The 25865-nt window shown below is 64.5% G+C and carries 25 protein-coding genes and 1 tRNA gene; 11 read left to right on the top strand and 15 right to left on the bottom strand.

All coding sequences use genetic code 11. From position 1 onward, the window contains the following. Positions 1 to 20: 20 nt before the first annotated feature. Both ubiB and ubiE read right to left on the bottom strand, forming a co-directional pair. Positions 21 to 1598, bottom strand: a complete 1578-nt coding sequence (gene ubiB, locus ACOQOU_RS10420; protein WP_306026251.1) for a 2-polyprenylphenol 6-hydroxylase — start codon at positions 1596 to 1598, stop codon at positions 21 to 23. Positions 1599 to 1602: 4 nt separating this feature from the next. Beyond that, positions 1603 to 2379 carry a bifunctional demethylmenaquinone methyltransferase/2-methoxy-6-polyprenyl-1,4-benzoquinol methylase UbiE gene (gene ubiE / locus ACOQOU_RS10415; RefSeq protein ID WP_306026250.1) on the bottom strand — a complete coding sequence of 259 codons (777 nt, stop codon included), beginning with the start codon at positions 2377 to 2379 and terminating at the stop codon, positions 1603 to 1605. 150 nt (positions 2380 to 2529) lie between these two features. Here ubiE and ACOQOU_RS10410 point away from each other — a divergent pair, with 150 nt between their 5' ends. The 3 genes from ACOQOU_RS10410 to ACOQOU_RS10400 all read left to right on the top strand — a co-directional run bounded on the left by ACOQOU_RS10410 (position 2530) and on the right by ACOQOU_RS10400 (position 4867). After that, on the top strand, positions 2530 to 3504 hold the full coding sequence (locus ACOQOU_RS10410) for an adenosine deaminase (RefSeq protein ID WP_306026249.1): 975 nt from the start codon (positions 2530 to 2532) through the stop codon (positions 3502 to 3504). A gap of 94 nt (positions 3505 to 3598) precedes the next feature. Continuing rightward, positions 3599 to 4228 (top strand): uracil phosphoribosyltransferase, encoded by a 630-nt coding sequence (gene upp, locus ACOQOU_RS10405; RefSeq protein WP_109767008.1) that lies wholly within the window; start codon positions 3599 to 3601, stop codon positions 4226 to 4228. A gap of 111 nt (positions 4229 to 4339) precedes the next feature. After that, positions 4340 to 4867 carry a retropepsin-like aspartic protease family protein gene (locus ACOQOU_RS10400; RefSeq protein WP_109767009.1) on the top strand — a complete coding sequence of 176 codons (528 nt, stop codon included), beginning with the start codon at positions 4340 to 4342 and terminating at the stop codon, positions 4865 to 4867. Here ACOQOU_RS10400 and deoA read toward each other — a convergent pair. Genes deoA through ACOQOU_RS10365 form a run of 7 tightly spaced genes read right to left on the bottom strand, consistent with a single transcriptional unit; the run spans position 4864 to position 11909 of the window. Further along, positions 4864 to 6177, bottom strand: coding sequence for a thymidine phosphorylase (gene deoA / locus ACOQOU_RS10395; protein ID WP_306026248.1), 1314 nt, complete (start codon positions 6175 to 6177; stop codon positions 4864 to 4866). The two genes, ACOQOU_RS10400 and deoA, sit on opposite strands and share 4 nt — an antisense overlap. Positions 6178 to 6179: 2 nt before the next feature. Beyond that, positions 6180 to 6977 carry a purine-nucleoside phosphorylase gene (locus tag ACOQOU_RS10390; protein ID WP_306026247.1) on the bottom strand — a complete coding sequence of 266 codons (798 nt, stop codon included), beginning with the start codon at positions 6975 to 6977 and terminating at the stop codon, positions 6180 to 6182. After that, the gene (gene cdd, locus ACOQOU_RS10385; RefSeq protein ID WP_306026246.1) at positions 6974 to 7375 is read right to left on the bottom strand and encodes a cytidine deaminase; all 402 of its coding nucleotides are present in this window, start codon (positions 7373 to 7375) and stop codon (positions 6974 to 6976) included. The genes ACOQOU_RS10390 and cdd overlap by 4 nt, the downstream gene beginning before the upstream one ends. Positions 7376 to 7377: 2 nt before the next feature. Further along, complete coding sequence (locus ACOQOU_RS10380) at positions 7378 to 8349, bottom strand: ABC transporter permease (protein WP_306026245.1); 972 nt, start codon at positions 8347 to 8349, stop codon at positions 7378 to 7380. Positions 8350 to 8358: 9 nt separating this feature from the next. Further along, positions 8359 to 9492, bottom strand: a complete 1134-nt coding sequence (locus ACOQOU_RS10375; protein WP_109767014.1) for an ABC transporter permease — start codon at positions 9490 to 9492, stop codon at positions 8359 to 8361. Between the two features lie 9 nt (positions 9493 to 9501). Continuing rightward, positions 9502 to 10371 (bottom strand): hypothetical protein, encoded by an 870-nt coding sequence (locus tag ACOQOU_RS10370; protein ID WP_147393275.1) that lies wholly within the window; start codon positions 10369 to 10371, stop codon positions 9502 to 9504. Next, a complete protein-coding gene (locus ACOQOU_RS10365; RefSeq protein WP_109767016.1) occupies positions 10368 to 11909 on the bottom strand; it encodes an ABC transporter ATP-binding protein in 1542 nt (513 codons plus the stop codon). The genes ACOQOU_RS10370 and ACOQOU_RS10365 overlap by 4 nt, the downstream gene beginning before the upstream one ends. 182 nt (positions 11910 to 12091) lie before the next feature. Between ACOQOU_RS10365 and ACOQOU_RS10360 the strand changes: the two genes are divergently transcribed. Both ACOQOU_RS10360 and ACOQOU_RS10355 read left to right on the top strand, forming a co-directional pair. Continuing rightward, positions 12092 to 12304 carry a SlyX family protein gene (locus ACOQOU_RS10360; protein ID WP_158585171.1) on the top strand — a complete coding sequence of 71 codons (213 nt, stop codon included), beginning with the start codon at positions 12092 to 12094 and terminating at the stop codon, positions 12302 to 12304. A gap of 21 nt (positions 12305 to 12325) precedes the next feature. Then, positions 12326 to 14113, top strand: coding sequence for an SLC13 family permease (locus tag ACOQOU_RS10355; protein WP_306026244.1), 1788 nt, complete (start codon positions 12326 to 12328; stop codon positions 14111 to 14113). Here the strand turns inward: ACOQOU_RS10355 and ACOQOU_RS10350 are convergent. The 5 genes from ACOQOU_RS10350 to ACOQOU_RS10330 form a co-directional block, all read right to left on the bottom strand. Then, positions 14079 to 14822: a DUF1868 domain-containing protein gene (locus ACOQOU_RS10350; protein ID WP_306026243.1), complete on the bottom strand. Its 744-nt coding sequence runs from the start codon at positions 14820 to 14822 to the stop codon at positions 14079 to 14081. The two genes, ACOQOU_RS10355 and ACOQOU_RS10350, sit on opposite strands and share 35 nt — an antisense overlap. After that, the gene (ugpC, locus tag ACOQOU_RS10345) at positions 14819 to 15871 is read right to left on the bottom strand and encodes a sn-glycerol-3-phosphate ABC transporter ATP-binding protein UgpC (RefSeq protein ID WP_109767020.1); all 1053 of its coding nucleotides are present in this window, start codon (positions 15869 to 15871) and stop codon (positions 14819 to 14821) included. The genes ACOQOU_RS10350 and ugpC overlap by 4 nt, the downstream gene beginning before the upstream one ends. After that, positions 15868 to 16656 (bottom strand): ABC transporter permease subunit, encoded by a 789-nt coding sequence (locus ACOQOU_RS10340; RefSeq protein ID WP_375567810.1) that lies wholly within the window; start codon positions 16654 to 16656, stop codon positions 15868 to 15870. Before ACOQOU_RS10340 ends, ugpC begins: the two co-directional genes overlap by 4 nt. A 175-nt stretch (positions 16657 to 16831) precedes the next feature. Continuing rightward, positions 16832 to 17713, bottom strand: coding sequence for an ABC transporter permease subunit (locus ACOQOU_RS10335; RefSeq protein ID WP_109767022.1), 882 nt, complete (start codon positions 17711 to 17713; stop codon positions 16832 to 16834). A 77-nt stretch (positions 17714 to 17790) separates the two neighbouring features. Beyond that, the gene (locus tag ACOQOU_RS10330; protein WP_109767023.1) at positions 17791 to 19092 is read right to left on the bottom strand and encodes an extracellular solute-binding protein; all 1302 of its coding nucleotides are present in this window, start codon (positions 19090 to 19092) and stop codon (positions 17791 to 17793) included. A gap of 535 nt (positions 19093 to 19627) precedes the next feature. Here ACOQOU_RS10330 and ACOQOU_RS10325 point away from each other — a divergent pair. From ACOQOU_RS10325 to ACOQOU_RS10315, 3 genes are all read left to right on the top strand, one after another. After that, positions 19628 to 20548, top strand: coding sequence for a sulfurtransferase (locus tag ACOQOU_RS10325; RefSeq protein WP_306026242.1), 921 nt, complete (start codon positions 19628 to 19630; stop codon positions 20546 to 20548). Between the two features lie 84 nt (positions 20549 to 20632). Then, positions 20633 to 21877 (top strand): YeeE/YedE family protein, encoded by a 1245-nt coding sequence (locus tag ACOQOU_RS10320; RefSeq protein WP_306026241.1) that lies wholly within the window; start codon positions 20633 to 20635, stop codon positions 21875 to 21877. A 331-nt stretch (positions 21878 to 22208) separates the two neighbouring features. Next, positions 22209 to 22793 carry a DUF6969 family protein gene (locus ACOQOU_RS10315; protein ID WP_306025962.1) on the top strand — a complete coding sequence of 195 codons (585 nt, stop codon included), beginning with the start codon at positions 22209 to 22211 and terminating at the stop codon, positions 22791 to 22793. 64 nt (positions 22794 to 22857) lie between these two features. Here ACOQOU_RS10315 and ACOQOU_RS10310 read toward each other — a convergent pair. Continuing rightward, positions 22858 to 22947 (bottom strand) — tRNA-Ser (locus tag ACOQOU_RS10310). 474 nt (positions 22948 to 23421) lie between these two features. Here ACOQOU_RS10310 and ACOQOU_RS10305 point away from each other — a divergent pair. From ACOQOU_RS10305 to ACOQOU_RS10295, 3 genes are all read left to right on the top strand, one after another. After that, complete coding sequence (locus tag ACOQOU_RS10305; RefSeq protein ID WP_158585172.1) at positions 23422 to 23745, top strand: hypothetical protein; 324 nt, start codon at positions 23422 to 23424, stop codon at positions 23743 to 23745. A gap of 170 nt (positions 23746 to 23915) precedes the next feature. Next, a complete protein-coding gene (locus ACOQOU_RS10300; RefSeq protein ID WP_306025963.1) occupies positions 23916 to 24914 on the top strand; it encodes a BMP family lipoprotein in 999 nt (332 codons plus the stop codon). Between the two features lie 74 nt (positions 24915 to 24988). Further along, positions 24989 to 25864, top strand: a complete 876-nt coding sequence (locus ACOQOU_RS10295) for a carbon-nitrogen hydrolase family protein (RefSeq protein WP_306025964.1) — start codon at positions 24989 to 24991, stop codon at positions 25862 to 25864. The last annotated feature ends 1 nt before the right edge of the window (position 25865 follow it).

Here is a 25865-nt window from a genome sequence, read left to right as displayed (position 1 = left end):
TCGCAATCATTGCAATCAAATCAGCTGACGGCGATGGCGATCCAGATGGCAGCCAGCGCGATCACCCACAGGGCGACCCTGCCCCAGCGGCTTTCGCGTGCCTCGGCCTTGCCGATCCGGGCCACCGTTTCCGGCGCCAGCTTCAGTCCGTGCTCGGCCATGGCGCCGATGTCGCGGCTCAGCCGCTCGGTACGATCGGCCAGTTCGGGCAGTTGCCGCGCGATTCGGATAGCCGAATGCACGCCGTCGCGGGCATCGTTGACGAGCGCGGCGGGGCCGAGATTGCGCCTGACCCAGTCGGACACGATCGGTTCGGCTGCCGCCCACATGTCGAAATGCGGGTCGAGCACCCGCGCATTGCCCTCGACGACGACCATTGTCTTTTGCAGCAACAGAAGTTCGGGCCGGGTCTGCATGTCGAAAATGTCGGTGACATCGAACAGCAGCGTCAAAAGGTTGCCCATGGAGATGGTGTCCGCCGACTGGTCGCGGATCGGCTCGCCCACCGCGCGCAGGGCCTGGGCGAAGGCCTCGATGTCGTGGTGCGGCGGCACATAGCCGGCCTCGAAATGCACTTCGGCGACGCGGCGGTAATCGCGCCGGATGAAACCGTAGAGGATCTCGGCAAGGAAGCGGCGCTCCTTGATGCCGATGCGGCCGGCAATGCCCAGATCGACGGCAACGATGTCGCCATTGGTGTCGATGAACAGATTGCCCGGATGCATGTCGGCGTGAAAGAAGCCGTCGCGCACTGCATGGCGCAGGAAAGACTGGATGACGTTGACGGCAAGGCGCGGCAGATCGTGTCCGGCGGCCTTGAGCGCATCGACGTCGCTCATCTTGATCCCGTCGATCCACTCCATTGTCAGCACGTCCCTGCCGGTGCGCTGCCAGTCGACCTTGGGCACGCGGAAGCCTGGATCGTCCTTCGTGTTCTCGGCCAGTTCGGACAGGGCCGCGCCTTCGAGGCGCAAATCCATCTCGATGCGCGTCGACTGGGCGAGCGTCTCGGCGATGGCGACGGGGCGCAGCCGGCGGGTCGAGGGGATATAGCGCTCCTGCATGCGGGCAAACAGGAAGAAGGCCTCCAGATCGCGGTCGAAACGGCTGCGCACGCCCGGTCGGATCACCTTGACGGCAACCCTGCGCTCGCTGCCGTCGGCGGCGCGGGTGATGCCGGGATGGACCTGGGCGATCGACGCAGCGGCGATCGGCTCGTCGAGGCGCGCATAGAGATCGTCCACGGGGAGGCCCAGCGATTCCTCGATGCGGGCATGGGCCTGGGCGCTCGGAAAGCTCTCCATATTGTCCTGCAGCGTGGCCAGATCGACGGCCATCTGCAGACCGATAATGTCGGGCCGGGTGGCGAGGAACTGGCCGAGCTTGGCATAGGACGGGCCGAGCCGGGCGATGGCCTTGGTCATGCGCTGGGCGCTGTCGAGACCCTCCGAGCGTTTGCGCGCCAGCCGGGTGGCGATCTTGTGCCCGGTGAGTGCCGGCCCCGAAAGGCCCTGTCGCGGCAGGGCGGCGATCACGCCCTCGCGCGCCAGCACCCAGACCGCGCGCAAAAGGCGCATGGCAGCGAAAAGGCTGGTCATCGGGTCAGAGTTTCCAGCCCGAATGGAGCGCCGCGACACCGCCCGAATAATTGCGCCACGTCACGCGCTTGAATCCCGCCTCGCCGATCATCGTGGCGAAATCAGCCTGGCGCGGAAACTTGGCGATCGACTCGACCAGATAGCGATAGGGCTCGCCATCGCCGGCAACCGTCTGGCCGATCCGCGGGATGGCGTTGAACGACCAGGCTTCATAGACGCGGTCGAAAACCGGCATGTCCACCTCGGAAAATTCAAGGCACAGGAACCGGCCGCCCGGCTTGAGCACGCGCCGCGCCTCGCGCAATGCCTTGGGAATATCCGGCACGTTGCGGATACCGAACGCGATCGAATAGGCATCGAACGCCGCATCGCCGAAGGGAAGCTCCTCGGCATTCGCCTCGACGAAATCGACATGGTCGGACAAGCCGCGTGCGTCCGCCCGTTCGCGGCCGACATCGAGCATCGATCCGTTGATATCGAGCACGGTGACATGGGCGTTTCCGCGCGAGGCTTCGACCGCGCGAAAGGCAATGTCGCCAGTGCCGCCGGCGACATCGAGCATGCGCCAGCCCGGCCGTTTGGGCGGCGCCAGCGCGGCGATCATCGCGTCCTTCCAGACACGGTGCAGGCCGAACGACATCAGATCGTTCATCACATCATACCGGCGCGCGACCGTATGGAAGACATCGTCGACGCGGGCCTGCTTCTCACTCTCGGCGACCTGGGAAAAGCCGAAGCTGCGCTTCATCGCGTCGCCGGCGCCGGTTCTGGATGTGGACATGGGACCCCGCCATGAAAAAGGTGCGTGCGTTCAGGCTGCCGCCCGATGTAGAGCAAAACGGGCGACAAGAAAACGGCCCAGCCTATGCCTGTCCGCGGCCATGGGCCGCAAGCTGCCCTTTCGTCGCGGGGAACGCGCAAGGAGATCGCGATGGTGCCGAAGGCCGAACTGCATTGTCATATCGAAGGGGCGGTGAGCCCGGCGCTTGCGCTGGCGCAGGCGGAACGCCACGGCGCGGACCTGTCGGAGATCGTCGTTGACGGCGCATACCGATGGACCGACTTCACCGCGTTCCTCAACGTGTACGACACGGTGGCGGCGCTGTTTCGCACGCGCGACGACTATGCGCGTCTGGCGCACGACTATCTGTCCTCGCTGGCTGCCGACGGCTGCCTTTATTCGGAGATCTTCATCTCCACCGATCATGCCGAGCAGACGGGCCTTTCCCCGCACGCCTATATTGACGGGCTCGCCGAGGGGATCGAGCGAGCGAAAGCCGAGACGGGAATCGAGGGTCGGATGATCGCGACCGGCTTGCGCCATGGCGGGCCCGAGGCGGTGGAACGGGCGGCACGGTTCGCCGCCGACAACCCGCATCCGCTGATCACCGGTTTCGGCATGGCGGGCGACGAGCGGATGCATCATCCCAAAGACTTCGCGCCGGCCTTCGACATTGCGCGCGATGCTGGCCTCCGGATCACCGTCCATGCGGGCGAACTGGCGGGCGCCGAAAGCGTGCGTGACGCGCTCGACCATCTGCGGCCCGAACGCATCGGCCACGGCGTCCGGGCCATCGAAGACCCGGCGCTGGTGGAACGGCTTGCCGAGGAAAGGATCGTCCTCGAAATCTGTCCGGCCTCCAACATCGCGCTCGGGGTCTTTGCCGACTATGCGTCCCATCCGTTCAACAGACTGCGAGACGCCGGCGTCAAGGTGACGCTCAACTCCGACGATCCGCCGCATTTCCATTCCTCGCTTGCCAACGAGTACCGGATCGCAAGCGACCATTTCGGCCTCGACGATGCTGCGCTCAAAGGGATTACGCGGACGGCAATCGAGGCGGCATTCTGCGATGACGACACGCGCACCAAGCTGCTCGGAAAGCTAGGCCAAGCCATCATTTGACTGTGAACCGCAGCATGGCGCAGCGCGCATTGGCTTTCACCCTGTCGGTCGCCGCGCTAGGCTTGTCCGGCTCAACCGTTGCAAGGCGCTCTTCATGAAACAGGTCAATGTCGTCGATCACCCGCTCGTCCAGCACAAGCTGACGCAGATGCGCAAACGGGAAACGTCAACGGCGGGGTTCCGCCGCCTTCTGGGCGAGATTTCGCATCTTCTTTGCTATGAGGCGACGCGCGAACTGCCGATGACCAAGGAGACGATCGAGACGCCGCTCACCGACATGGAAGCGCCGATCCTGGCGGGCAAGAAGCTGGTCTTCGCCTCGGTCTTGCGTGCCGGCAACGGCCTGCTGGAAGGCATGCTCGACCTCGTCCCGTCGGCCCGTGTCGCCCATATCGGTCTCTACCGCGATCCGGAAACGCTGGAGCCGGTCGATTATTATTTCAAGGCGCCCGACGATCTGTCCAACCGGCTGACCATCGTCGTCGATCCGATGCTGGCCACGGCCAACTCGGCGATCGCGGCGGTGGACAAGCTGAAAGAGCGCGGGGCAGCGAATCTGCGGTTCGTGTGCCTTCTGGCCGCGCCCGAAGGGATCGACAAATTCGTCAAGGCGCATCCGGACGTACCGATCATCACCGCCTCGATCGACAGCCATCTCAACGATCATGGCTATATCGTGCCGGGGCTCGGCGATGCGGGCGACCGCATGTACGGCACGAAATAGATAACGTTCGATCTTTTTCGGGAAATCCTTGTTTACCTTTTTCGCAGGGCGGTCCCCGGTTTAGCCCTTTGGGAAGGCGGACATGGCATCCTCTTTCGGCGGAGGCATGCCATGGTGCGCTATCTCTTCATCTTCGGCGCGGTCAGCTTTGCGGCGGTCGCGTTTTCCGACTTCGTCTCGGATCGCGCGGTCGCTCCCGATTCGCGCAACGCCGCCATCGACATGCCCGTATCGGACGGGGAGCCGGCGGTGCATTCCGCCGCGCTTTCGGGCATGGAGCGGCTGCGCGCCGATGCACGCGGGCATCATGTCGCCGAATTCGAGCTCAACAATTTGCGGGTTCAAGGTCTGATCGATACGGGCGCCACCACCGTCGCGCTCAATGAATCCACAGCACGGCGCGCCGGCATTCGCCTGTCGCCGGCGGACTTCGTCTATCCGGTCCAAACCGCCAATGGAACGGTCATGGGCGCCCGCGCCGTGATCGACAAGGTACGCGTCGGCTCGGTGCGCGTGCGCCAGGTGGAAGCGCTGGTGCTGGAAGACCGGGCGCTGAACACCGTGCTGATCGGCATGAGCTTCCTGAACAGGCTACGAAGCTTTTCCTACGAGAACGGAACGCTGGTCCTGAAACGTTAGTCGGTTATGGTTTCAGCGATGACGGGCCGCGTTGCGGGCGCCGCTTCGGCGATCGATACGGCGCTCAGGACGGCTTGACGCGCGCGCTCTAGGGAGGCCGCATCCCGCGCGTGGATACGGACGACCGGATCGCCCTTCTGTATCGATGTGCCAACCGGCACGATCCGGTCGAGCCCGACCGCATGGTCGATCTCGTCCTCGCGGCGGCGTCGACCGCCGCCCATCTCGACGACAGCAACGCCGAGCGCCCGTGTCTGGACGCCCGAAACGAAACCGCCGGAAGGCGCCGGCACGTCCTCGATCAGAGGCGCGACGGGCAGATGGTCGCGGAACTTCTCGACGAAATCGGCCGGGCCGCCCAGGCCATGGACCATCCTGCCGAACAGTTCGGTTGCACGGCCATCATCCAGCGCGGCCCGGGCCGTTGCGATGGCGGCATCGCGATCGGTTTCGAGATCCGATTGCACCAGCATTTCGCCGACCAGCGTCAGGACGACCGTTTCAAGGCGCGGATCGCGATCATCGCCGGTCAGGAAACGCACCGCGTTCGCCACCTCCACCGCATTGCCGGCGGCAGACGCGAGCGGCTCGTTCATATCGGTCAGGATGGCCGCCGTCCTTGTGCCGGCGCCGTTGGCGACCTGCACGAGGCTTTCGGCCAGCGCGCGGGTCTCGGCGATATCATCGATAAACGCGCCATTGCCGAACTTGACGTCGAGCACCAGCGCGCCGAGGCCGGCGGCCAGCTTCTTGGACAGGATCGAGGCGGTGATCAGTGACAGGTTCTCGACCGTCGCGGTCACGTCGCGCACGCCATAGATGCGCTTGTCGGCGGGCGCGAGGTCACCAGTCTGGCCGATGATCGCACAACCGATGTCGCGTGTTATGGTGCGGAACAGCGTGTTGTCCGGCGCAACATTGTAGCCGGGGATCGATTCCATCTTGTCGAGCGTTCCGCCGGTATGGCCAAGGCCCCGCCCTGAGATCATCGGCACGGCAAGGCCGCAGGCGGCGGCGATCGGCGCCAGCATGAGCGAGACATTGTCGCCGACGCCTCCGGTCGAATGCTTGTCGCAGACCGGCCGGTCGATGTCCGACCAGTCGAGCACGTCACCGCTGTCGCGCATTGCCAGGGTCAACGCGACAGTTTCGTCGCGGTCCATGCCGTTGAAGAAGACCGCCATAGCGAGCGCGGAAATCTGCGCATCGGTGACCGAGCCGTCGGTGACGCCGGCGATGAACTCGGCGATCCGGGCCTGCGAAAGCGCGCCGCCGTCGCGCTTGATGCGTATGATCTCCTGAGCAAGCACGGCTAACCGGCCTCGGCGACGAAGCGGCTCAAGATCTTCTGAAGGCGCCCACCGCCGACCGGCGCCATGTCCTTGGTTTCCTGGTGGGACAGTTCGCCGCCGGTCATGCCAGCACCGAAATTGGTGATCACCGAACAAGCCGCGCAATTGAGCCCGACGAACCGGCCCAAGATCACTTCGGGCACGGTCGACATGCCGACCGCGTCGGCACCAAGCGTGCGTGCCATGCGGATTTCGGCCGGTGTCTCGAAGCTCGGCCCCGAGAACCACATATAGACGCCCTCGCCCAGCTCGATGTTCTCGGCACTGGCCGCGGCGCGCAGCCGGTCGCAAAGGCCGGCATCATAAGCGCTCGTCATACCGACAAAACGGCGGTCGTTTTCCTCGCCGATCAGCGGGTTGGTGCCGGCGAAGTTGATGTGATCGGTGATCAGCATCACCGAACCGGGCGGCAGATCCTCGCGCAGGGAGCCGGCGGAATTGGTCAGGATGAGATTGCGGATTCCAAGGCCGTGCAGGATCTCGATTGCCGGGCGCATCACCGCCGCATCGCCCTTTTCGTAGTAGTGGGCGCGGCCGGACAGCATCATGACCGGCTTGCCGGACAGTTTGCCGGCAACCAGTTCGCCGGCATGACCGCTGACGCCCGATGCGGGAAAACCGTCCAGTTCCTCATAAGGCAGGTGCACCGCATCCTCGATCGCCGCGACAAGGCCGCCAAGTCCGGAACCCAGAATGAAGGCCGTCTGCGGTGCCAGCCCCTCGAGCCGCTCGATGATGTGATCGATGGTGGTGATCATGTCGTCAGCACGTCCCCGTCAAAGCCGAGCGGAAAGATCTCGGCCATGGTCAGCGTCCTTGCAATCTTGCCGTCGGCGCACAGATGCAGCCTTGCGTCCGGCGGCGCGAATTCGGCGAGACGCTGGCGGCAGCCTCCACAGGGCGTGCAGAGCGGCAAGCGCTCGGCGATGACGCAGATATCGGTGATTGTGCCGCCTTCGCCCATCACATAATGCGACAAGGCCGTCGTTTCGGCGCACCAGCCTTCCGGATAGGACGCCACCTCGATATTGCCGCCGGCAAAGATGCGGCCGTCCTCGGTCATGATCGCGGCGCCGACGGGAAACCGCGAATAGGTCGGGCGGGACTTGCCCATCGCGTCCTTTGCTGCCGCCAGAAGATCGTCGAGGCCGGCCATCGTCAGCGCTCCTTCACATAGGGCTGGCCGCCGGCCTTGGGCGGGATGGCCTTGCCGATGAAGCCCGCCAGCAGGACCACGGTGAGGATATAGGGCAGCGACTGCATGAATTGCGGCGGAACCTCGAACAGGCCGATATCGATCCCGGCAAAGCGGATGGCCACCGCGTCAAGGAAGCCGAACAGCAGGCAGGCGAACATGACGGGCACCGGTTTCCACTTGGCGAAGATCAGCGCAGCCAGCGCTATGAAGCCCTTGCCTGCGGTCATGTCCTTGACGAAGCCCGCATTCTGCGCGACCGCCAGATAAGCGCCCGCAAAACCGCACAAAATGCCGGTGCACATCACGGCCCGATAGCGCAGCCAGGTCACCGAGATGCCGGCCGTGTCGACCGCTCCCGGGTTTTCCCCGACGGCGCGCAGGCGCAAGCCGAACCGCGTCCTGAACAGGACCCACCAGGTAAAGGGCACCGCCGCGAAGGCCAGATAGACCAGGATCGAATGGCCCGAGATCAGCTCGGAGTAGACCAGGCCGAGGACCGGCACGTCGCGAACCGCTTCGGCGAACGGCAGGTCGATGGCGGTAAAGCGGCTTCCCTCGGCGCTGAGGGCCGGCGTACGGCCACCCTGACGGAACCAGGCCTGCCCCAAAATGATCGTCGTGCCCGCAGCAATGAAGTTGATGGCAACCCCGGAGACGATCTGGTTGCCCCGGTGGGTGATCGAGGCAAAGCCGTGCACCAGCGCCAGCGCCGTCGACACGACGATCGCGAAAAACAGGCCGATCCAGGCACTGCCATAGACGGCGGCCGCGGCCGCGCCGGCGAAGGCGGCGGCCAGCATCTTGCCTTCAAGGCCGATGTCGAAAATGCCCGAGCGTTCGGAATAGAGCCCGGCGAGCGCAGCGAACATCAGCGGAATCGCCAGCCGGACGGTGGAATCGAGGATCAGGATCAGTGTTTCAAACATGCCCATGACCGCCCCCTATTCGCCCGGCTGCGGCGTGGGCTTGAGCGTCCCGCCGCCGGCCATGTGGAACATCCGCGCGATGGTCGGCCGGAACATGTGCTCGAGCGCGCCGGCAAACAGGATCACCAGACCCTGGATGATGACGATCATGTCACGCGAGATGGTGGGCATCTCAAAGGACAGTTCGGCGCCCCCCTGGTAGAGCATGCCGAACAGGATCGCCGCGGGAATGATGCCGGCCGGATGCGACCGCCCCATCAGCGCCACGGCAATGCCGACAAAGCCTGCTCCGGCGACGAAGTTCATCTGCAGGCGCGTCTGGTCGCCCATCACAGGGTTGAGCGCCATCATGCCCGCCATGGCGCCCGACACCATCATCGCGATGACGATCACCTTGGTCTGGTTTATGCCGGCATATCTGGCAGCGGTGGGCGAGAAGCCCATGGTGCGGATTTCGTAGCCAAGTCGGGTGCGCCAGATCAAAACCCAGACGCCAAACGCGGCTGCAAGCGCAAGCAGGAAGGTGATGTTGAGCGGTGCCGAGCGGATCGTCAGGCCGAACATTTCCAGCATCCAGTCGAGCCGCGGAAGCTGCGCGCCCTCGGCAAAGGTGCGTGTTTCGGGCGCCATGGAACCGACGGGCTTGAGTGGGCCGACCAGCAGATAGACCATCAGGCTGGCGGCGATGAAGTTGAACATGATGGTCGTGATGACGACGTGGCTGCCGCGCGTCGCCTGCAGCCAGGCAGGAATCAACGCCCAGAGAGCGCCGGTCAGCGCGGCCATGATCGTCGCCAGCGGCAGGTTGATCCACCAGGGAAAGACCGAGTCGAAGGCCAGGCAGACGATCGCAACTCCGAGGCCGCCGACATAGGCTTGTCCCTCGCCGCCAATGTTGAACAGGCTGCAATGGAAAGCGACGGCCATGCAAAGGCCGGTGAAGATGAAGTTCGTCGCGTAAAAGAGCGTATAGCCGATGCCGTCGCCCGAACCGAACGCGCCCTGCACGAGAAGCTGCGCGGCGCGCACCGGGTTTTCGCCCACCAACAGCACGACGAGACCGGCGACAAGAAAAGCCACGGTCACGTTGATGAGCGGGATCAGGCCGTAATCGACCCAGGCGGGCAGTTTGGCGTAAGGGGCAGCCATGGGTTCGGTTTACTCCATATAGCCCCGTTCGCTCAGGAATTGCCTGAGCGCAACGGGAAACGCGGTGCGGCCGATGCGGTTTTCGGGACAATCATAGGCTTCCGTCCCTTCGTCTTTGCAGAACGTCATGCCCCAGTCCGGTTCGGGATCGAAATCATTGTCCGCCAGCGCGAACGGGTCTTCTTCGCCAAGACGCAGCTGCATCGCCGCATGGGCGGCCAGCCATGAATTGCGCGTTTCGCCTTCATCCGGCATCGCGCCCATGTTGCGGATTGCGGAACGGAGCACATACTCATACTCCGGCTCGCCGGTCACGTCGGCGATCGCGCCATCGCGCAGCGCGAGTACGATTGTCGGTGCGAACGAGCCCGCATAGGACGCGAACGCATAAAGAAACCCGTTGTCCAGCGTGATGATCTCGGCGATGCCGTCGCCGGTCACGTCATGGGGGTAATTGGCGGCCGGATCGCCGTCAAAGGCGCCAACCTCGATCTCGGTCCATTTCCCGTCGCCTCCTTCGGCGACGATGGAGACCAGATTGCAGCAATGGGCACCACCGCTGTAGCGCGACACGAACAGTTCCGGCGCATCGTTGGACGCATCCATCTCGACAAGCTTGAGGACCGGCGCCTGAAAGAGCGAGAACATCTCGTCATAGGTGCGCTCGAAAACCATCTCGCCTTCGGACGAGACCGAAACCGCCGCCTCGAACATACCGTCACCGGCCTCACGCACCTGCATGGAGACGGCCGTTTCGTCGAGCGCCATCGCGTAGGTGCCAACCGCGTCGGGTTCGACGAGTATCTGCGCCTGGGCGGCCGCCAACGGAAAAGCGGCGGCAACCGCGCCAGCGATCATCAGGCGGAGGACCCTATTCACTCCGCCGCCTCCCTTGTCGGCTCGCCCTCGACGCCGGCCATCAGAAGGCCCAGTTCGCCCTCGGTCGCGTCCGGACCACGTTCGCCGACGACACGGCCCGCAAACATGACCAGAATCCGGTCCGACAGGGAGCGGATCTCATCGAGCTCCACCGAGATCAGCAGAACGGCCTTGCCCGCATCGCGCATCTCGATGATGCGCTTGTGGATGAACTCGATCGCGCCGACATCGACGCCGCGCGTCGGCTGACCGACGATCAGGACGGTCGGGTCCTGCTCCATCTCGCGGGCGAGCACGATCTTCTGCTGGTTCCCGCCGGAGAAGTTGGCCGTCTTCAGCCGGCAATTGGGCGGACGGATGTCGTATTTTTCGATCTTGTCGCGCGCATCGGAGCGGATGCCGTCGATATCCAGCATCGGCCCGTTCACATATTCGGCGTCGCCGTGATAGCCCAGGATCGAGTTCTCGTTCTCCTCGAACTGCAACACCAGGCCCATATGATGGCGGTCTTCGGGCACATGGGCCATGCCGCGCTTGCGCAGCATGAAGGGGTCGGCCTCGCCGGTGACGCCGATCGGCTCCCCATCGAGCAGGACCCGTCCCGTTTCGGCACGCCTGATGCCGGCGATGGCTTCGATCATCTGGCTCTGGCCGTTGCCCGCCACGCCGGCAATGCCAACGATCTCGCCGGCGCGCACGTCAAACGACACATTGTCGACCATCACGACGCCGCGGCCGTCCTTTACGGTGAGATTTTCGACGGACAGCTTCACCGCGCCGGGTTTCGCCTCGCCCTTTTCGACGCGCAGCAGGACATGCCGGCCGACCATCAGTTCGGCCAGTTCCTCGACCGATGTCTCGGACGTCTTGCGGGTGGCGACCATCTCGCCCTGGCGCATGACGGAGACATTGTCGGTGACCGCCATGATCTCGCGCAGCTTGTGCGTGATCAGGACGATCGTCTTGCCCTGCTCCTTGAGCTGCTCGAGAATGCGAAACAGGTGATCGGCCTCGGCCGGCGTCAGCACGCCCGTCGGCTCGTCGAGAATGAGGATTTCGGCACCGCGATAGAGCGCCTTGAGGATCTCGACGCGCTGCTGCAGCCCAACGGGCAGTTCCTCGATGATGGCATCGGTGTCGACCTGGAGCGCATATTCCTCTTCCAGGCGCTTGAGTTCCTTTCGGGCCTTGGTGATCGAGCCGCTGATCAGTTGCGCGCCCTCGGCGCCGAGCATGACATTCTCCAGAACGGTGAAGTTCTCCACCAGCATGAAATGCTGGTGCACCATGCCGATTCCCATGGCGATGGCGTCATTGGGCGTATTGATCGTGACGGGCTTGCCATCGACTTCGATCTGACCGGAGTCGGCCTGGTAGAAGCCGTACAGGATCGACATCAGGGTCGACTTGCCCGCCCCGTTCTCGCCGATGATGCCGTGGATGGTTCCCTTTTGAACCGCAAGGTTGATGTTCTTGTTGGCATGCACAGGGCCGAAGCTCTTGTTGATGCCGGTCAGTTCGATTGCATAAGGCGCCATGCGGGTCCCGTCGGTCGCAGAAATCCATGCTTCAAAATTGCCGAACCCTAGCATCTTGATTGCTTGAATCCAGCCCGAAAACGCCGTCTGTTGCGCCGCGCGATCGCCGCATTTGTCCGGCGAGACCGCTTGGACTGGACAGGGGCGCCATGCTAGCCTTGACCGCTCACACGGGACCGCCAATGGCCAAGACCGACACGGAACGACTGGACGATCTGGAGATTCTGGCCGCTCACCAGGCGCAGATGATCGACGATCTCAACGAAGTCGTCGTTTCGCAGGGCGAGGTGATCGCCGACCTGCGGCGGAAGCTGGAAGTGCTGGCCCGGCGTTTCTCCGAGGCCGAAGAGCGCATGCGGGAAGCCGTTCCCGTCGATAAGCCGCCACATTGGTAAGCACAATACGGGCCCGCGGCCATGGCGCTTGATCCCGACCTTCTGGGACCGATCCTGACCGGCGCGCTGATCGTCGCGCTGTTTGCCGGCTTTGCGCGCGAATGGCGCGCGCCCGAAGTGATCGCCGGGCTGGGCGTCGCGGTGCTCCTTGTCGCCGGCATCCTCGAGACCCCGGACGTGCTGGCGGTCTTCTCCTCGCCGGCGATCACGACCATCGCGTCGATGTTCGTCCTGTCGGCGGGACTTGTGCGCACCGGCGCGATGGACCGGTTCGCGCGCTTTGCGACAGAGCATGCGCGGTCGAGCCCGGCCCTGTCCTTCTTCGCCTTTCTGGGCGCCACGGCCGCGATGAGCGCGTTCATGAACAACACGCCCGTCGTGATGCTGATGATCCCGGTCGCAGTGCAGATCGCCCGCCAGACCGGACAGGCGTCGTCCAAGCTTCTCATTCCTCTGTCCTATGCGGCGATCCTGGGCGGCACGTGCACGCTGATCGGCACATCGACCAACCTTCTGGTCGATACTGTCGCCCGCGACCAGGGTCTGGCACCGTTTTCCATCTTCGAGATCGCACCGGTCGGGCTCATCGCCGCCACCGCCGGCATCACCGTCATGTTCTTTGCGCGGCGCCTTCTGCCCGACCGCCAGTCGGTGACGACCCTCGGCACGGCACAGCCTGGCCGGCGCTTCATCGTCCAGGCGGTTATAGACGAGGGCTCGCCGCATGTGGGCGCACGCGCAAGGGAGGTGATCGCCTTCAACCAGCCGGAACGGCGGATCATCGACGTGCTGCGCGGCGACGCCTCGCTGCGGCGCGATCTGGACGATGTCATCCTCGAGCCCGGCGACATCGTCGTCCTGCGGTCGTCGGTCGCCGAAATCCTGTCGATGAAGGAAGAAGGGCAACTGGGCGGCGACAACACGCTGCAGCAGACCGGCTCACGCTCATCGGCGATGATCGAGATCCTGATCGGGCCGAGTGCACGCGTTCTGGGACGCACGCTGCGGCATCTGCGCCTGCGGCGGCGCTTCGGCATTTATCCGATCGCCCTGCACCGGGGCGGCATGAACATGGCCGACCGCTTCGAAACCACGCCGCTGGCGGTCGGGGACACGCTGCTCATCGAGGGTGCGCCGGAAGATCTGACGCGGTTTGCCGACGAGAACAATCTGGTCAACGTTTCCGAGCCGTCCGAACGCGGCTTCCGCCGCGACAAGGCGCCGCTGGCGATCGGCATCGCGCTCGCCGTCGTCGCCGGTGCGGCACTGAACATCATGCCGATCGCCGGCATCGCCATGATCGGCGCGGTCCTGGTTCTTGTGACGCGGTGTGTCGAGGTGGACGAGGCGGTGCAGGCGGTCGACTGGCGGGTGCTCGGCCTTATCGCCGGAATGCTGGCGATCGGGACGGCGATGCAGAAGACCGAACTGGTGACGATCATCGTCGATGCGATCGAACCCTGGCTCATGGGCCTTGCGCCGGTCGTCGCCCTGGCTTGCGTCTATCTTCTGACGACGGCGCTGACCGAACTGGTCACCAACAATGCGGTCGCCGTCATCGTCACGCCGGTCGCCATCGGGCTGGCACAGGCGCTCGGCCTCGATCCGCGACCGTTCGTCGTGGCGGTGATGATCGCGGCGTCGGCGAGCTTCATCACGCCGATCGGCTATCAGACCAACACGCTGGTCTACAATGCCGGCGGCTACCGGTTCACGGACTTCCTGCGTCTGGGCCTGATCATGGACGCAACGACATTCGCCACCGCCATGGCGATCATTCCGCTGGTGTGGCCGCTCGTGCCGGCGTGACGATCCGCTCGACGCGGAATTCGTCCATGTGATCGAAGAGGCAGAGTTCCGGCGGGCCGAGACGGAACGGCGGGAACAGGTCGCCCATCTCGGCGGCAAGCGATTGCATAACCGTGTCGAAGCCCTCGGCTTCGGTCTCCGACGGCCAGCGCACGAGATAGGCGAGCGTCAGGTGAAACCGGTAATCCGCGTGACCGGGGCGCGCCTGAAGGCCGGTGGCCTCGGCCAGACGATCCCTGTAGGTCCGGATGGCTCTTTCCTCGCCGGCCGTCGCAGGCGCCAGCGCGATGCCTAGCCCGTGGCTGGCGAGGCCGGAAAATCCGGTCGCAACCATGTGGATGGACGTATCGGGCGGATCGACAGTCGCCATGCGGTCCAGCATGAAGGCGTCGGCCTCATCGTCGGCCGCATCGGAAAACAGGCCGGCGGGCCAGAAATCGCGCCGGTCGCGGTCGGCCTCGTGCAGCAGACCGTTAAAGACCGTCATGTGCCAGCTTTCCGGCGCGGTGAAGGCGAAACAGCCGCCGGCGGGCGCAGATGCCAGACGCGCCACGATCTGCGACACTGCGGCGCGGCCGGCGTCGTCGCGCAGGTGGCAGACCATGGTGTTGCCGGAACAGCGAAGCGGCGCGCCTGCCGCATCGAACCGCACATCGAGCCAGCGTGGCGGCCGGTCGCCGTCGGCACCAACGATACCGGCGAAGCTCACAGCCGACGGCCCGTTCCATGGTCGAACAGGTGCAGATCATCGGCCTGCAGGCGCAGCCGTACCTGGTCGCCGGGTATCGGCTCGTCGGCAGACTGGTTGGCCGTGAAATGCTGGCCCCCGACCGATCCGTGGATCAGCCGCACGGCGCCCAGTTCCTCAACGGTATCGACCTTCATGGGCGGCCCGTCGGCGCCGCCGGAGCCATTGGCCAGATGCGCGCGCTCCGGGCGGATGCCGAGCGTGACGGGTCCGTTGGCGCGCACCGGCGCCTCGATGCGCGATTCGCCGATGACGATCGCGCCGTCGCCGGTCTGCGCTTTCAGAAGGTTCATCGGCGGTGCGCCGATGAAGCTGGCAACGAAGGTCGATGCCGGCGCGCCATAGACCTGGGCGGGCGTGCCGATCTGCTCGATCTCGCCATTGTTGAGGACGACGATCCGGTCGGCCAGCGTCATCGCCTCGACCTGGTCGTGGGTGACGTAGATCGCCGCCGTCCCCAGACGGCGCTGCAGGCGCTTGATCTCGAGCCGCATCTGGTTGCGCAGCTTGGCGTCAAGGTTGGACAGCGGCTCGTCGAACAGGAAGATGGCCGGATCGCGGACGATGGCGCGGCCCATGGCGACCCGCTGGCGCTGACCGCCCGACAGCTGGCTGGGCTTGCGCTCGAGAAAGTCGCCGATCTGCAGGAGCTTGGCCGCCTCGCGCACCTTGGCATCGATCTCGGCCTTCGGCGTACCGCGGTTCTTAAGGCCGTAGGCGAGGTTCTTGTAGACAGACATGTGCGGATAGAGCGCATAGTTCTGGAACACCATGGCAATGTTCCGGTTGGCCGGCTCAACCTCGTTGACCAGCCGTCCGTCGAGCACGATCTCGCCTTCGGTCACACTCTCCAGGCCGGCGACCATGCGCAGCAATGTCGACTTGCCGCAACCCGACGGGCCGACAAAGACCACCAGTTCGCCGTCCTCGACGGTGACATCGACGCCTTTGACGGCGAGCGCGCCGTTCGGATAGCGCTTGACCGCCTGCTTGATCTCGAGCGTCGTCATTTCTCACTCTCCACAAGGCCCTTGATGAACATGCGCTGGAATATGATGACGATGAGCACCGGCGGAATCATCGCAATGATCGCCAGACCCAACGCCTCGTTGTAGTCGGGGATGTCCGCGCCGATCCAGACCTGGAGGATCTGCCGGATGCCGCGCACCACGGTGTAGAAGCTCTCGTCCGTCGTCATCAGGATCGGCCACAGATACTGGTTCCAGCCGACGACGAACATGATGATGAAGATGGCGGCGATCATGGTCCGCGACAGCGGGACGAGGATGTCCCAGAAGAAGCGGAAGGGGCCGGCGCCGTCGATCCGCGCCGCCTCAAGCAGTTCATTGGGCACGGACTTGAAGAACTGGCGGAAGAAGAAGGTGCCGGTGGCCGAAGCGATCAAAGGCAGGATAAGGCCGGTATAGCTGTTCAGCAGCCCCAGTCCCTGAACCACTTCGTAGGATGGCAGAATGCGCACTTCCAGCGGCAGCAGCAGCGTCGAAAAAATGATCCAGAAGCACAGCGTGCCCAGCGGAAAGCGGAAATAGACGATGGCGTAGGCGGCCAGCATCGACACGATGATCTTGCCGATGGCAAAACCCAGTCCGAGGATAAGCGAGTTGAGCGACATGCCCCAGCCGGTGACCTGCTTGGTGAAACCGGTCTGTTCGAAGATGACCGCCTCGTAAGTCGGCAGAAAATTGTCTCCGAAACCGAGTTGCATGCCTTCGGAGTGAATGGTGACCGGGTCATGCGTCGATGTGGTGAATGCAACGGCGATCGGCCCCATCATCAAGAGCACGCCGAACAAAAGGACGATATGCTCGACAATCTGGTGTCGGCGCACGAACGCGCCGAAGCCGGCGCCGGTTGCCGAAGCCGATGGTGCGGCCGGGACGACCGGCTTGCCCGTCACGGCGATCTGGTCCTGGCTCATCGCGGCCTCCGCATGGTCCGTCCGGCTCGGGTCATGTGTAGTGCACCCGTCGCTCGATCAGGCGGAACTGGACGATGGTGAGCGCCAGCACGAACACCATCAGGATAACCGATTGCGCGGACGATCCCCCCAGATCGTTGCCGCGGAAACCGTCGAGGAACACCTTGTAGACGAGCGTCACGGGATTGTTGCCCGGCTCGCCCTTGAGCATGACGTCGACGATGCCGAAGGTCTCGAAGAAGGCATAGGTGATGTTGATGATCATCAGGAAGAAGCTGGTTGGCGCCAGCAGCGGAAAGATGATCGTCCAGAACCGGCCGGACGCGCTGGGATTGTCGATCGAGGCGGCTTCGCGCACCCCCTTGGGAATCGATTGCAGGCCGGACAGGAAGAAGATGAAGTTGACCGGGATCTGCTTCCATGTCGCCACGATCATCATGGCGATACCGCTGTCCCAATAGTCGACGCCGACACGCATGTCCCAGCCGAACAGGGCGAAGAAATCGACAATCGGGCCGATGTGCTGGTCGAACAGCATGATGCCGATCAGGCCGGCAACGGGTGGCGCGATTGCATAGACCCACATCAGGAGCGTCTTGTAGGGACCCTGGCCGCGCAGGACATTGTCGGCGGCCACCGCCAGCAGCAACGCTATGCCGAGCGAAAAAAACGTCACGACCACGGTGAACAGGAAGGTGAACCAGGCAGCCCGGCCATAGTCCGAACGGGTCACGGCATCGGTGTAGTTGTCGATGCCGACAAAGGTTTCGTTGCCGAAAAACGGATCCTGAAGAAAGAACGAACTGCGCACCGCCTCGGCGGACGGCCACAGGAAGAAGATGGCGACGATCGCCATCTGCGGCAGCAGGAGCAGATAGGGATAGAGCGGCGATTGAAACTGGGCTTTGTGCATGGCCTGTCCAGTGCGAGAGCCAAGGCAAGAACCGGGAGCGCGGCGCGCCCCCGGGTTCGATCGGTTTGCCGGATGGGTCAGCCGCTCTGGGTCTGCGCGAAGCGCTCGAGCAGGCGGTTGCCTTCTTCCTCGATGATGTCGAACGCCTCGTCGACGGTCGCTTCACCGGAGAAGATGCGGCCATATTCGCGGTTCATCACGTCGCGGATCTGGACGTAGAAGCCCATCCGGTAGCCCTTGGTCCAGTCGCCACCGGGCTGCTGGAGCTGGCTGATGCCAACTTCGGCTGCGGGCTCTTGGTCATAATGGCCTTCGGCCTTGGCCAGCTCGTAGGCGGTCGCGGTGATCGGCACATAACCGGTTTCCTTGTGCCAGAAGACCTGCGGCTCCGGCGAGGACAGGAACTGGAAGAATGCGGCCGCGGCTTCATTCTCTTCCTCGGGCTGGCCGGACATGGCGAACAGCGCGGCACCGCCGATGAAGGTGTTGTAGGGCTCTTCGGTGACCGCTTCCCAATAGGGCAGATAGGTGGCGCTGAACTCGAAGCCGGCCGACTGCTTGAGGCCGCCGAACGAACCGGACGAGCCGAGCCACATGGCCACTTCGCCGTTTTCGAACGGTGCCTGATTGTCGCCCCAGCCGGTGCCGTAATAGCCGAACAGGCCGGCGTCGATCCATTCCTTGACGGCCGCGAAGTGGGCCTTGATCGGCTCGACATTGATCAGGAGCCGGGTGCCTTCGGCGCCTTCATAGCCGTTCGCATTGGTGGCGAACTGCAGATTGTGGCGCGACATGAAGTTTTCGGTGAAGATCCAGGGCAGGTGCGACTGCGCCATCGGAACATAACCGGCTTCTTTCAGCGCGGGCGCGATTTCCTGGAATTCTTCCCAGGTCCTGGGCGGCTCTACGCCGGCTTTTTCGAGAGCCTCGACATTGTAGTAGAGGATCGGGGTCGATGAGTTGAAGGGCATGCCGACCATCTTGCCGTTTTCGTCGGCATAGAAGTTGGCAACGCCGGGAATGTAGTCGGTGCGGAACTCGAGGCCCGCATTTTCGATCAGGTCCTGGGCGGGGATCACGGCGCCCTCGGCACCGATAATGGTGGCGGCACCGGCATCGAACACCTGAACGATGTTGGGCTGTTCACCGGCACGGAAGGCGGCGATGGTGGCCGTCAGCGTTTCTTCATAGTTGCCCTTGTAGACCGGCGTCAGGTTGTACTTGTCCTGGCTGGCGTTGAACTGCTCGGCAACGGCGTTGGTCGCCTCGCCAAGGGCGCCGCCCATGGCATGCCACAGTTCGATCTCGATTTTTTCGGCCTGGGCCGCAGCGGTCGTCAGCGCAAGGGCGCCAGCCGCCAGAAGCGTTTTCCACATCATAGGTCTCCCGGGAAAATTGCGATACGCACAAGGTCGAATAGGAGGCCCGTTTGTAAGGTCGATGACAGTCCCGTGAAGGATTTGTGTCAACGGTGTGGGGTGGCCGTACCGGCTGCGGACGATCGCCGCTCGGTAGCCATCAACTATCTGATAATGCTGATTAATCGGTCAGGAAAATTGTGCTGTCCAACGGTCGGAATCGGCGCCCTGCGCTGACCTGAAGAACGTCACAAAACCGTCAAGGATTCGAAATGCCTTCGGCGATGCCCGCCACGACCGGCCAAGGCTGACGTGGCCGACGTTAGGCCAAGGGTCGTCCCCCCCCCGGACCTTGCTGCAAAACCGCTCGGCCGGTGCGGAAAAATCGCACGGACGTACTGCAAACTGCCGCCGCATCGGAAAAAATTTCCTCCGCCAGCCCCTCCCTTGCGGCGCCGATGCCTCGTTTGAGCGCCGCGGCACGGCTATTTTCGCGGAAGTTTGGATTGGCAGACCGCCGGGCATTCCGGCCGCACGCCATCGAAAGGACAAACCCATGAACCGCATCAACATCGCAATCGCGGCGCTTGCCGCATCCGCCATGCCCGCGCTGGCCCATGATGGTGCCGGGCCTCTCGTCAGCGCCCAGTGGGTGATCGACCATGCCGGCAATGACGATATCGTCATCGTCGACATTCGCGCCAATGTCGAAAACACCGACCTTGGCGACAGCCCCTATATCGAAGGTGCGGTGTCTGCGCCCTACAACACTGCCGGCTGGCGCACCGAGATCGACGGTGTGCCGGGCAAGATTCCTGCCATCGAGGACGTAACCGGCCTGATCGAGAGCCTGGGGATCGACAATGACGACCATGTCGTCATCGTGCCGTGGGGCACCGATTCGACCGAGTTCGGCTCGGCCACCCGCGTCTACTGGACGTTCCGCTATCTGGGCCATGACGATGTTTCGATCCTCGATGGCGGCTGGCGCCAATATGATGCCGTCGGCGGCGCGCGCGTCGCCGAACCGGTCACAGCCGAGGTTTCCGAATTCGAGGTCACGCTGAACGAGGCGGTCCTTGCCACAACCGATGACGTTCTGGCCGCGCTCGACGACGGCACCAAGCTCGTCGACGGCCGCCCGGTCGAGCAGTTCCGCGGCGAGACGAAAAGCCCGGTCGCGGCCGCGCCCGGCACCATTCCCGGTTCGGTGAACCTGCCGCATTCGGAGTTCTATTCCGCCGAGTTCGCGCTGTTCGCGCAACCCGAAACGGTTCAGGCCCTGGTCGAGGCGGTCGGCGTTAGAGCGGACGAAGCCAACATCACATTCTGCAACACCGGTCACTGGGCTTCGGTCGCATGGTTCGGGCTGAGCGAAGTGCTCGGCAACGAACAGTCGGCCATGTATGACGGCTCCATGTCGGAATGGACACAGGACCCCGCGCGTCCGCTCGATCCGCCGCGCGCGATCCAGTAAAGCGACCGCCATCAACCAGCCGGCGCCCGGCTTCCGCCGCGCGCCGGATCGGCTATAAAGGCGGCTTCACAGAGGTTGCGCCCCATGTTGCAGAACGTTGCAACGTCGTCGACGCCGAACGCGTCGAACCCTTATCTGCCCGACGCCGTCATCGACCGCAGCCCCGCGGCGGTGGCCGCCGCGTTCCTGGCGGCGGGATTTGCCGCGATCTGGCTGCTGGTCGATCTGCGGCAGGCGACGCTGTTCCTGATCGGCGGCGGCCTTGGTGCCGCGCTCTATCACGGGTCCTTTGGCTTCACCGGCGCCTGGCGGCGCATGGTGGTCGAGCAGCGTGGGCGGGGCATGCGCGCGCAGATGCTGATGATCGGGCTGGCCGGGCTTGCGATGATGCCGCTTTTGGCGGCCGGCAGCGTCGGCAACCAGCCGCTGGTCGGCGCCATCGCGCCGGTGGGCGTCTCCGTGCTGGTCGGCGCGGCGATGTTCGGCTTGGGCATGCAGCTTGGCGGAGGCTGCGGCTCGGGCACGCTGTTCACGGTCGGCGGTGGCTCTGCGCGCATGTTGGTGACCCTGATCTTCTTCATCGCCGGCGCCGTTGTCGGAACGGCGCATCTGCCATGGTGGCTCGGCCAGCCGTCGCTGCCGCCGGTGAGCCTGGGCCAGACGCTTGGCGTGCCCGCGGCCATCGCGGTGTCACTGGCCGGTCTCGGCGCCGTGGCTCTCATCACCGCGATGATCGAACGCCGCTCCCATGGCGATCTGGAGCGCGATCCGGGCCCGCGCCGCCCGGGTTGGAACTGGCTGCTGTCGGGGCCCTGGCCGCTGGTCGGTGCAGGTCTGATGCTGGCCCTTCTCAACATCGCCACCCTGATCGTTGCCGGCCACCCCTGGTCGATCACCTATGGCTTCGGCCTCTGGGGCGCCAAGATCGCGTCGGCGGCGGGGGTGCCGGTCGAAAAGTGGGAATTCTGGACATGGCCGGCGCAGGCCGAGGCGCTGTCCAGTTCCGTGCTTGCCGACTCGGTTTCGGTGATGAATTTCGGACTGATTCTCGGGGCGGCGCTGGCCGCATCGCTTGCCGGCAAATTCGCGCCCAGGGCCGCTGTTCCGCTGGCGTCATTCGCCGCAGCGGCGCTCGGCGGCCTTTTGATGGGCTATGGCGCGCGGCTGAGCTTTGGCTGCAACATCGGCGCTCTTTTCTCGGGCATCGCATCGGGCAGCCTGCATGGGTGGCTGTGGTTCGCCGCCGCCTTTGCCGGCTCGGCGGCCGGCGTGTTCGCCCGACCCCTGTTCGGGCTCGATGGCTTCAGGCGCAAAGGCGCGGCGGCATGAGCCGGTCGCGCAACACCGCCCTGTTCGCCGCCGCGCTGGCGGTGACGACGGCGGCGGTTGCCTATGACCATGCAGAACATGGCGTGCCGACGCCGGCGCCTGCCGCTGCTTCCGCACCGGCCGCCGGTGGCGTGGCGCCATGCGCGGCCGGCGCCGCGCCCTGTGCCCCGGCCGCCCCTTGCGCCGCCGCAGCGCCGCTCGCGGCCCCGCCGCCTCCGCCCGCGCCCTTGCCCGCCACACGGACCGAACGGGCCGCGCCACCGCCACCCCCGCCGGCACGCCTGCCTGAAGGCGCCACCGAAGCGCCGGATCTCGTTCCGGACAGCGAAACGTGAGCGAAGACGCGCGTGATACTGCCCGCAGCGAAATCGCGTTCTGCGAGCATGTTCTGGCCAAGGGCGGCGCGTCCGTCCTGACCGAAACACTCGCCGGCATCGAACGGCCAACGAGCTGGGAAAAATACCCCGCGGGCGAAGTGTTCGACCCGCAAACGGGGGCGCAATGGTTCTACCACAGCCATGGCCCGTCCACCGAGAGTGGCGAGCATGGCCATTTCCACTGTTTCGTCCGACCCGACGGCGCTGACGGACCGATCCACCATCTTTGCGCCGTCGGCGTCGATCCGCATGGCCGGTTGCTGCGCCTGTTCACGGTCAACCACTGGGTGGTCGATGACGACTGGCTCGACGCCGGCCCGACCATCGCGCTGTTGCCGCGCTTCGATGTGCACATGCCGCAACCGAACTACCTGGTAAACCGGTGGCTGACGGCGGTTTTGGCAGCGCACGAAAACGAAATCGCCGAGTTGATCCTAATCCGCGACAGGGTCATTGCCGCTCATCGCCGCGACAATGGCGGTGATGCGCACGCCGACCGCGCCCTCGAGGTCACGGCGGAACATCGCACGGCGCCGTAGCGCCGTTTATGGCGCAAGGTTCGCCCGGCGGCGATGCGCAGAAGGCACGAACTTGCAGAAGGACTGGCGGTGAGACAGGGATTCGAACCCTGGAGACGGTTTCCCGCCTACACGCGTTCCAGGCGTGCGCCTTCAACCACTCGGCCACCTCACCTCGCCATATGTCACCCGGCGAAACCAGCCGAGCGGGTTGAAAAGGCGCACGCGCCCTTTTTGGTGATGGGCGTTTTCCGCAATGCGGAAAATCGCCGGTGCGCCTTCAACCACTCGGCCACCTCACCTCGCCATATGTCACCCGGCGAAACCAGCCGAGCGGGTTGAAAAGGCGCACGCGCCCTTTTTGGTGATGGGCGTTTTCCGCAATGCGGAAAATCGCCGGTGCGCCTTCAACCACTCGGCCACCTCACCTCGCCATATGTCGCCGGGCCCAGACGGCCGGACGCTTCGCAAATCCGGTTCACCGGCCCGCGAAGGGCCGTCTCCTAGCGCGGCGCAGGCGGACAATCAAGCGGGTCTGAAATTGGACGGATATCGGGGTGGACCACCGGCCCGCGAATGCCATAATGAATGGAAGGGGCGGGTGGCGTACATCAATACGCCGCACAAGGGGTGGCACAAGCCAAAACGCATGGTCCGATTCGTTCTTCGAGCCCTGGCCGTCTTCTGCCTGGCGATGATGGTCATCGTAGGGGTCGTCGATGCCACGCGATCGATCGGCACGTCGGCCATGACGCTGACGCCGCTTGCCGACAGCTGGGACGCGATCGCGCCTGGTTCGCGCACCGCCCTGGGCGAATGGCTCGACGAGGCGGCGCATCCGGTGCTGGCCGATCCCATTCTGGCCACGGTGACAGGCTGGCCGACCGTTGCCGTCTTCGGCGGCCTCGCGTTGGTGCTGGCGCTGCTCGGCCGGAGGCGCCGCAAGCGTACGGCCGGATCTCTCGGAGGCTGATGCTTCGGGCCGGATGCGGTGCGCGCCAAACCTCACTTCGCTTTTTTGTCGACATGGCGCGATTTGGCGTGCCAATGTCCGCGCAAGGCGGCGTCAAACCGCTTTCAGGGAGGCCGCGCGCCATCATGTGCGCGGCAAAAGATGCAAACAGTCAGACAGGGTAAGTGAGAATGAAGCGCTTTGTTCTTGGTCTTTTGGCCGCATCCGCAATGACGGCGACGGCCTATGCCGAAACGCCGGCGATCGTTTACGATCTGGGCGGGAAGTTCGACAAGTCGTTCAACGAGGCCGCCTTCAACGGCGCCGAGCAGTTCAAGGAAGAAACCGGCACCGAGTATGTCGAGTTCGAGATCCAGAACGAGGCCCAGCGCGAGCAGGCGCTTCGCCGCTTCGCCGAACGTGGGCATTCGCCGGTCATCATCGCCGGCTTCTCCGCCGCGCAGGCGGTCGACAAGGTGGCGCAGGAATTCCCCGACACCGAGTTCGCCATCATCGACATGGTGGTCGACCAGCCAAACGTGCGCTCGGTCGTCTTCAAGGAGCAGGAAGGCTCGTACCTGGCCGGCATCATGGCTGCAAAGGCCTCGGAGACCGGTACGGTCGGCTTTGTGGGCGGCATGAACGTGCCGCTGATCTCCGCCTTTGCCTGCGGCTATGTGGGCGGCGTCAAATCGGTCAATCCCGGTGCCGAAGTGATCGTCAACTATACCGGTGACACGCCGGCGGCATGGAACGACCCGGTCCGTGGCGGCGAGATCACCAACGCGCAGATTTCGCAGGGCGCCGACGTTGTCTATGCCGCGGCTGGCGGCACCGGCATCGGCGTGCTGCAGGCAGCGGCCGATGCGGGCAAGCTGTCGGTCGGCGTCGATTCCAACCAGAACCATCTGCAGCCCGGCTCGGTGCTGACCTCGATGCTCAAGCGCGTCGATGTCGCCGTCATGGAAGCGATGAAGGACGGGATGGAAGGCAACTTCTCCACCGGCGTCCAGGTTCTCGGCGTCGCCGAGGACGGTGTCGGCGTGGCGATCGACGAAAACAACGAACCGCTGGTGACCGAAGAGATGATGCAGGCGGTCGAAGAAGCCCGCGAAAAGATCATCTCGGGCGAGATCGAGGTGCATGATTTCCGTTCGGACAACACCTGCCCTTACGGCTCGGTCGGCTAAGCCGGTACGATCCGACGCGATGACGATGGCCGTCGGCGGCAACGCCGGCGGCTTTTTGACGAAAGGCGCCGAGCATGGCGGGGCAGAAGCTGCGCGTGGCCAGCGTTCAAATGGCCCTCCAAAAAACCCGGTCGGTCGACGCGCTATTCGAGCGCGTGGCCCATTTCGTGCGCACGGCAAGCGGCTATGGCGCGCAGTTCATCTGTTTTCCCGAGCATTTCACGATCCAGCTCCTGTCGGGCGAAGCGCCGATGGTGCCGGCGGCGGAAAGCGTCGACCGGCTGACGGCACACACAACGGCCCTGAAGCAGGTGCTCGTCGAACTGGCGAAAAAGCACGCCATCACAATCGTCGGCGGTTCACACGCGACGCGCCTGGAAGACGGTGCCGCGCGGAACGTCAGCTACATCGCCCATGCCGATGGACGCCTGTCCGAACAGCACAAGCTGCATCCGACGCCGGACGAACGCAGCGTCTGGGGAATCGACGGCGGTGCGCGGGCCGATGCGATCGACACCGAGTACGGGCGGATCGGCGTCATGATCTGCTATGACAGCGAGTTCCCGGAGCTCGGGCGCCGGCTCGCCGACCAGGACGCCCGTATTATCTTTGTGCCCTACTGCACCGACACGCGGCACGGCCATTTTCGGGTGCGCTATTGCTGCCAGGCGCGCACGGTCGAAAACCAGTGCTACGTCGTGACATCGGGCCTTGTGGGCAATTTGCCGAACACGGACAATCTGGAGATGGCCTATGCGCAATCGGCGGTGCTGACGCCATCGGACCACGGCTTCGCGCGCGATGGCATCGCGGCGGAGGCCGAGCCGCAGGCAGAACAGATGATCATAGCCGATCTCGACATGGCGGCGCTCGATGCGGCACGTGCGAGCGGCTCGGTGCGCAATCTGGCAGACCGCCGCTTGGATCTCTACTCGGTTTCATGGCGTTGAG

It is taken from the genome of Oceaniradius stylonematis (assembly GCF_965223445.1).
GTDB classification, from domain to species: domain Bacteria; phylum Pseudomonadota; class Alphaproteobacteria; order Rhizobiales; family Rhizobiaceae; genus Roseitalea; species Roseitalea stylonematis.
The sequence above is the reverse complement of the archived record's forward strand: the minus strand, read 5'-3'. Positions and strand labels throughout refer to the sequence as shown.

Excerpts from the sequence above, each read along its gene's own strand:
- ubiB (WP_306026251.1), bottom strand. The coding sequence starts at position 1,598 with ATGACCAGCCTTTTCGCTGCCATGCGCCTTTTGCGCGCGGTCTGGGTG.
- ubiE (WP_306026250.1), bottom strand. The coding sequence starts at position 2,379 with ATGTCCACATCCAGAACCGGCGCCGGCGACGCGATGAAGCGCAGCTTC.
- ACOQOU_RS10410 (WP_306026249.1), top strand. The coding sequence starts at position 2,530 with ATGGTGCCGAAGGCCGAACTGCATTGTCATATCGAAGGGGCGGTGAGC.
- upp (WP_109767008.1), top strand. The coding sequence starts at position 3,599 with ATGAAACAGGTCAATGTCGTCGATCACCCGCTCGTCCAGCACAAGCTG.
- ACOQOU_RS10400 (WP_109767009.1), top strand. The coding sequence starts at position 4,340 with ATGGTGCGCTATCTCTTCATCTTCGGCGCGGTCAGCTTTGCGGCGGTC.
- ACOQOU_RS10390 (WP_306026247.1), bottom strand. The coding sequence starts at position 6,977 with ATGATCACCACCATCGATCACATCATCGAGCGGCTCGAGGGGCTGGCA.
- cdd (WP_306026246.1), bottom strand. The coding sequence starts at position 7,375 with ATGGCCGGCCTCGACGATCTTCTGGCGGCAGCAAAGGACGCGATGGGC.
- ACOQOU_RS10380 (WP_306026245.1), bottom strand. The coding sequence starts at position 8,349 with ATGGGCATGTTTGAAACACTGATCCTGATCCTCGATTCCACCGTCCGG.
- ACOQOU_RS10375 (WP_109767014.1), bottom strand. The coding sequence starts at position 9,492 with ATGGCTGCCCCTTACGCCAAACTGCCCGCCTGGGTCGATTACGGCCTG.
- ACOQOU_RS10365 (WP_109767016.1), bottom strand. The coding sequence starts at position 11,909 with ATGGCGCCTTATGCAATCGAACTGACCGGCATCAACAAGAGCTTCGGC.
- ACOQOU_RS10360 (WP_158585171.1), top strand. The coding sequence starts at position 12,092 with ATGGCCAAGACCGACACGGAACGACTGGACGATCTGGAGATTCTGGCC.
- ACOQOU_RS10355 (WP_306026244.1), top strand. The coding sequence starts at position 12,326 with ATGGCGCTTGATCCCGACCTTCTGGGACCGATCCTGACCGGCGCGCTG.
- ugpC (WP_109767020.1), bottom strand. The coding sequence starts at position 15,871 with ATGACGACGCTCGAGATCAAGCAGGCGGTCAAGCGCTATCCGAACGGC.
- ACOQOU_RS10340 (WP_375567810.1), bottom strand. The coding sequence starts at position 16,656 with ATGATGGGGCCGATCGCCGTTGCATTCACCACATCGACGCATGACCCG.
- ACOQOU_RS10335 (WP_109767022.1), bottom strand. The coding sequence starts at position 17,713 with ATGCACAAAGCCCAGTTTCAATCGCCGCTCTATCCCTATCTGCTCCTG.
- ACOQOU_RS10330 (WP_109767023.1), bottom strand. The coding sequence starts at position 19,092 with ATGATGTGGAAAACGCTTCTGGCGGCTGGCGCCCTTGCGCTGACGACC.
- ACOQOU_RS10325 (WP_306026242.1), top strand. The coding sequence starts at position 19,628 with ATGAACCGCATCAACATCGCAATCGCGGCGCTTGCCGCATCCGCCATG.
- ACOQOU_RS10320 (WP_306026241.1), top strand. The coding sequence starts at position 20,633 with ATGTTGCAGAACGTTGCAACGTCGTCGACGCCGAACGCGTCGAACCCT.
- ACOQOU_RS10305 (WP_158585172.1), top strand. The coding sequence starts at position 23,422 with ATGGTCCGATTCGTTCTTCGAGCCCTGGCCGTCTTCTGCCTGGCGATG.
- ACOQOU_RS10300 (WP_306025963.1), top strand. The coding sequence starts at position 23,916 with ATGAAGCGCTTTGTTCTTGGTCTTTTGGCCGCATCCGCAATGACGGCG.
- ACOQOU_RS10295 (WP_306025964.1), top strand. The coding sequence starts at position 24,989 with ATGGCGGGGCAGAAGCTGCGCGTGGCCAGCGTTCAAATGGCCCTCCAA.